This window comes from Arthrobacter sp. Hiyo1 (genome assembly GCF_001263615.2).
In the GTDB taxonomy this organism is placed as follows: Bacteria; Actinomycetota; Actinomycetes; order Actinomycetales; family Micrococcaceae; genus Arthrobacter.
The window spans coordinates 9,253-13,227 of the sequence record NZ_DF952477.1 but is presented as its reverse complement, the minus strand read 5'-3'; the positions used below and the strand labels follow the sequence as shown (position 1 = coordinate 13,227).

The window sequence follows — 3,975 nt, the reverse complement described above, 5'->3', positions numbered from 1 at the left end:
TCCGGTCTCCATCCGCTTCGGCGCCGACGCCTTGCACGACTTGGACATCGTCCTGGATGAGCAGATCGGGGCCGAGCGGGTGCTTGTCGGTGACTTGGACCGCAAGGACGCCGCCGGAACGGCCATTGAGGTGGCCCGCCGCGGAGCATTCGTCGGCATCGACACGTGGGCTTGAACGACCATCCGGCTACCTCAGCGACCAGGAACGCACTGCACTGGTACTCGAACTCGTCAGCGCCGGCCACGCCGGCAAGATCATCCTCTCGGGCAACTCAATCGGAGTGGCCAAGGGCCTCCCGGAGTACGAGCTGCCCTACAGCCACGTGGTGGCCACGTTCGTGCCCCACCTCAAGACCCAGGGCCTGAGTGACGAAGACGCCCAACGCATCCTCGTGGACAATCCGCGCAATCTCCTGACCGTGCGCTCAGCACCCGCCCACCCGCAACAAGCTTGAGAACCCCTGAGGTGAACGAATGACCAAGGTCAATACAGTGCTGGGAACCATTCCGGCCGAAGAACTGGAAATCGTGGCGGTCCACGAACACATCGGGTACGGCATGCCCGGGTCCGAACTCGACAGCAAATGGTGGAAGACCCCGGAACAGGCCTATGAAGAAACCGTGCCGAAGTTGCGGAAGTTCCGCGAATACGGCGGCGGCACGTTAGTGGACGCCACGGGTATCTGCAACGGCCGTGACGTCGACTACTACAAGTCCCTGTCCCGGAAGACCGGGGTGCACATTGTGGCCTGCACCGGGTTCGTCGGCGGCGACACCGCCCTGCCGCATTTCTCCCGCGCCACCGTGGACTACCTCGCGAAAGTGTTCATCCACGAGATCACCGTGGGCATCGGAAACACCGGCGCCAAAGCGGCGTGATCAAGGTGGGCGTGAGCGCGGTGGACGAATGACAGAGCTGGACAAACGAGTCTACCGGGCCGCGGCCCGCGCCGCCGTCGTCACCGGTGCGCCAATACTGACCCACCTGGCCATCGATCCCGAGCCGGCGGTCTCCATCTTCAACGAAGAGGGCCTCTCCCTGGACCGCGTGCTCTTCGGCCACGCCGACGACGGATTGAACGCTCCGATCACCCCGCATGACTGGATCTACGAGCAGGGCGGCCGAATCGGCTTCGATACCTTCGGCTACGACCTCGAACTTCCGGATCCCCCGTTTTGGGGCCGCAAGCGCGCCGAACGCATGCAGCACTTCGTGACCCTCGTGAAAAAGGGCTACGCAGACAAGCTGCTCGTTTCGGCGGACGCGAATTGCAGCCCGCTGGGCTGGCCGGGGGTCAAGGGCCACACCATCAACTACATCTTCGAGGACATGATCCCCGACATGCGCGCCGCGGGAATCGACGACGCCACTCTCAAACTCCTGCTCGAAGACAACCCGGCCGGCTTCCTGTCGCTGGACGCCTGACTTCCGGACGGGCACCACAATCTACCCGCTTCTCCAGACTTGGTCCCAGGCCAAGGAAGAGTCCAGAAAGTGATCCAAACAATGAAATCTGAAGATATCAAGAACCTCAATATCGCCATCGTCGGCGCAGGGTATGGGGGCGCAGCTGCGGCCAAAGCCTGAGCCTGCTCGGTGCGAACGTCAACGTGTACGAGCAAGCGTCGCAGATGCGGGAGGTTGGCGCCGGCATTGGATTACGTCCCGCCACCATGGACCGTTTCAACAGGTGGGGGATCTTCGATGCTATCGCCAAGGTCAGTTCGCCGAGCGACTACTTCGAGATCCTCACGGCCAGCGGAACACCGATCTTGAAGGACACATGGCCGGAGTTCGGCGAGCAGGCCCACACCTACCTCATCCACCGGGGCGACTTCATCGAGGCCTTGCTCGGCGTGCTCCCGAAGGGAATGGTGCACCTGGGCCACAAGCTCGAGAAGATCGAGGAAATGGACGGCCGTTCCGTGCTGAGCTTCACGAACGGCAATACCGTCGAGGCAGACCTCGTGGTGGGTGCCGACGGCATCAAATCCGTGGTCCGCGAGCAGCTCTTCTGCGGCAAAGGCCCCGTGTTCTCCGGAGAACACGCCTACCGTGTGGTCATTTCCGCCGACGACGCCCACGGCCTGGTGGTTGACGACAACCTACGGATGTACATCGGCAAGGGCACCAAGGTCTACCTGTTGCCGCTTCGCCACCGGAACCAGGTGTCCTTCGACATTACTGCCCTGAACCCGGACGGTACCTGGGCGCCGAAGGTGAGCAAGGAAAGCCTCCTGGAAACCGTCAGCGGATTCGACGAGCGCATCGTGAACATCACAAGGGGCCTCGACATGAACACGGTCAATGTCCGCGCCGTCTACGACATCGACCCGGTCGACTCGTGGCACACCGACTCCGTGGTGCTCATGGGCGACGCGGCGCACTCCATGTTGCACCACCAGGGACAAGGCGCAAACTCGGCCATTGAGGACGCAGGTGCACTCGCCGACGCGGTCACCCAGGCCGCCACGGTCAAGGAGGCGCTGGCCCTGTTCCAGGCAACCCGCAAGCCGGTGACGGATGAGCTGCAGCGCATCTCCCGCCAAGGCTGGATCGAGGAAGAGGTCAACGATGTCTTCCCGGGTCAGAAGCCCACGTCGCAAAAGCCCGCCAGCGCGCCCGTAACAGCAGAAGCGAGGGCATGAACGCCATGGCCATCCATCCGGAAATCGCCAAGGTCCTGGCCACTTTGCCGGCACCCGATGGTTCGCCCTTGGACCCTCGAGCCATGCGCGCCGGCGAGGCAGCCCAGGTCCCGCCGCTGGCGGAGCGGCTACCGCTGTACTCGGTGGACGACGCCACGGCTGTCACGTCGTCGGGCGAAGTGCCGGTGCGGATCTATACGCCGATGGAGGCCGACTCCTATGGCCTGCTGGTGTACTTCCACGGCGGCGCCTTCTTCCTGGGCAGCCTGGACACCCACGACTACGTGGCACGCGCCCTGGCAAAGGAAACCGGACACAAGGTCATCTCGGTTGGCTACCGTTTGGCTCCCGAGGCCGTGTTCCCTGCAGGGCTTGACGACTGCTATGGCGTGGTCCGCTGGGCGGCCGGGAAGGGCGGAAACCTGAAGTGGGACGGGAAGAATCTCGCCATCGCAGGTGATAGCTCTGGAGGCAACTTCGTTGCCGCCGTCGCCGTGAAAGCCCTCGACGACGGGTTCAAGCAGATCACCCACCAGGTCCTGTTCTACCCGTCGCTGGACCTGGATTTCGACGTCGAGCGTTACCCCTCACTGCGCGAAAACGCCGAAGGGTACGGGCTGGAGACGGCGGGCCTCAAACCCTTCAACTCGTTCTACCTTGAGAACGGGGCCGACCCTGCAGACCCCCGTGTCTCCCCCATCAAGCGGGAAGATCTCGCCGGGCTGCCGGCAGCGCTGGTCATCACCGCCGAGCATGATCCCCTCCGGGACGAGGGCGAACTCTATGGCCGGCGCTTGGCGGAGGCCGGCGTCGAGACAAAAGTGACCCGCTACCCCGGCGCCAATCATGGTTTTGTCCAGCACTTCTCCTGGATACCGGAGCTGTACCGGGCATTCGAGGAGACGGGCGAATTCCTGAACGCGAGGACCGGCCAATGACGAAGCCGCTTGCTGTACATCCCCTCGTCTCCCCGTGGGGCCGCTTCGGCCTCTACAGCTTCTTCATCGACACCGCTGAACCGGCCATCGTCGACACCGGGATCGCGTCCTCCCCCGCCGACGGCATGGTGCCGGCACTGGAGGCAATCGGACGCCGGATCGAAGACGTCCGCTGGATCCTGCTGACCCATGGACACATCGACCACATTGGCGGCGCCTACGCCCTGTGGGAGCTCACCGGACGGCGCGCCCAAGTGGTCATTCATGAGGCCGACGCACCGTTCTTGCGCTCGCGCCGGGCCCATGTGGACGAATACCTTTCCGGGCGGGCGCAGTATCTGCAGGATCCCGACGGCGAGGCGAAGCTCACCGCGGCCACGAATGCCGT

General features: G+C 63.8%; 6 protein-coding genes. All 6 read left to right on the top strand.

Translation table 11 applies throughout. The features are described from left to right. The first annotated feature begins 125 nt into the window (after nt 1-125). On the top strand, nt 126-455 hold the full coding sequence (locus AHiyo1_RS27560) for a hypothetical protein (protein WP_253257545.1): 330 nt from the start codon (nt 126-128) through the stop codon (nt 453-455). 19 nt (nt 456-474) lie between these two features. After that, nucleotides 475-879, top strand: coding sequence for a hypothetical protein (locus AHiyo1_RS27555; RefSeq protein WP_253257544.1), 405 nt, complete (start codon nt 475-477; stop codon nt 877-879). Nucleotides 880-907: 28 nt separating this feature from the next. Continuing rightward, entirely contained in the window at nt 908-1,426 is a 519-nt protein-coding gene (locus AHiyo1_RS27550) for a hypothetical protein (protein WP_253257543.1), read from the top strand. Between the two features lie 185 nt (nt 1,427-1,611). Further along, a complete protein-coding gene (locus tag AHiyo1_RS21495) occupies nt 1,612-2,649 on the top strand; it encodes an FAD-dependent monooxygenase (RefSeq protein WP_253257542.1) in 1,038 nt (345 codons plus the stop codon). Beyond that, nucleotides 2,646-3,587, top strand: a complete 942-nt coding sequence (locus AHiyo1_RS21490; protein ID WP_253257541.1) for an alpha/beta hydrolase — start codon at nt 2,646-2,648, stop codon at nt 3,585-3,587. The genes AHiyo1_RS21495 and AHiyo1_RS21490 overlap by 4 nt, the downstream gene beginning before the upstream one ends. After that, nucleotides 3,584-3,975 (top strand): MBL fold metallo-hydrolase (locus AHiyo1_RS21485; RefSeq protein WP_113990749.1); only part of this gene is annotated, 392 nt, incomplete at its 3' end. The genes AHiyo1_RS21490 and AHiyo1_RS21485, both read left to right, overlap by 4 nt.